The organism is Oleiphilus sp. HI0067, assembly GCF_001635735.1.
Window position 1 is genome coordinate 1 of the sequence record NZ_LWFI01001349.1, and the last position, 893, is coordinate 893.

An 893-nucleotide genomic window follows, 5' to 3' on the forward strand; every position below is an offset into this window, starting at 1 on the left:
TATGCAATCGCAAGCCACGCGCCAACACAGTCTTCTCTGCATCCTTGCCTAGGCGNACCATATCTTCGATCGTNTCACTGTGATTAATACGAATCACATCCTGATCAATAATCGGCCCCTCATCGAGATCTTGCGTCACGTAATGACACGTTGCGCCGATCAACTTCACACCACGATCATAAGCCTGATGATAAGGTTTTGCACCCGCGAAACTTGGCAAGAAACTATGGTGAATATTAATCACCCTTCCCTCATAACGCTCACACAAATCTGGAGGTAGTATCTGCATATAACGCGCAAGCACGACTAAATCCGTTTCGTAAGAATCGACCAACTCTTCGATTTGCTTAAATGCCTGCGGTTTTGTTTCTTTTGTGACAGGAACGTAGTGGTATGGAATCTCGTGCCATTCAACCATCCGACGCAAATCTTCATGGTTCGCGATCACAGCAACAATATCTATGTTCAACTCACCACTATGCCAACGATGCAGAAGATCAGCCAAACAATGCGATTCCTTTGAAGCCATCAAAACAACTTTCGGCTTTTGATGCGAATCAGCAACGGACCACTTCATCGAAAACTCATTTGCAATCGGCGCAAACGCCGCTTTAAAGCCTTCCAGATCAAAAGGCAGAGAACTTGCCTTAATCTCGTTACGCATAAAGAACCAACCGTTCTTTTGATCCGCGTGATAACTCGCCTCAGTAATCCAACCATTGTATGTCGCTAAAAAGTTACTCACTTTTGCGACAATCCCGGTTCGATCAGGACACGAAACAACTAAACGATAGGTTCTTTCCATTACTTCAATTCCAATACAGTCGGCTTAAACCGAGCAGAGCAAACGCAACTATTGACCAAGCAACTCGCTCGTTCTTGCTGCACAGATA

General features: G+C 45.0%; 1 protein-coding gene. It reads right to left on the reverse strand.

Going from position 1 to position 893, the window contains the following annotated elements; all coding sequences use genetic code 11:
• Window positions 1-805, reverse strand: an 805-nt coding sequence (gene purU, locus A3739_RS21410) for a formyltetrahydrofolate deformylase (RefSeq protein ID WP_068502705.1), incomplete at its 3' end; no start/stop codon positions are given.
• Between the last annotated feature and the right edge of the window lie 88 nt (window positions 806-893).